Here is a 590-nt window from a genome sequence, read left to right on the forward strand (position 1 = left end):
CTCCACCCGTGGCAGTTCGGCCGGCAGTGGTTTGCGTTTGCCACGGCGCTTGATCGGGGCGACGCCTTCTTCGGCCTCGGCGATCTCTTGTGCTTCGGCTTCAACGGCAGGCGCCGGCTCTTCGGCCAACTGCTCGGCTTCGTTGAACATCGCCAGTTGCGGTGAGTCCGGATCGATACTGCGCTCGGATTTCGGGCCGAACAGGCGTTGACGCAGCAGGGCGACCTGTTCCTGAAGCTGTTCTATGCGAGCATCCTTTGCCGACATCTGCTCGTTCGCCGACAGCAATAACTGCTTGAGCAAAAGCGGATCGTCGGGAAGGGTGTCGGGCATAAAGGTCATGGAGCCGGATTATACCGGCTCAGGCCACGTAGCGCGGCCTCAACACCCGGTGCGGGCGGTTGCGCCAGAGGTCGAAGCCATCCAGCAGCCAGTTCAACTCCTCGGCGCTGAGGACGATGGCCTCGTCGCTGGGCTCTGGCGGCACCTTGAAGCGCTCGGCCTCCAGGCGCTTGAGCCAGAGACAGAAGCCGTTGCGCTCCCAGTACAGGATCTTCACCCGGTTGCGCGCCCGGTTGAGAAACACGAAC

At 62.9% G+C, this 590-nt stretch carries 2 protein-coding genes; both read right to left on the reverse strand.

The window, feature by feature from the left end; genetic code table 11:
• Positions 1-342 (reverse strand): transposase domain-containing protein (locus ACYVD0_RS12890; protein ID WP_460427173.1); only part of this gene is annotated, 342 nt, incomplete at its 3' end.
• Positions 343-361: 19 nt separating this feature from the next.
• Positions 362-590: IS66 family insertion sequence element accessory protein TnpB (tnpB, locus tag ACYVD0_RS12895; protein ID WP_460427174.1), on the reverse strand; the 229-nt coding region annotated here is incomplete at its 5' end.

The organism is Azotobacter armeniacus (assembly GCF_054779355.1).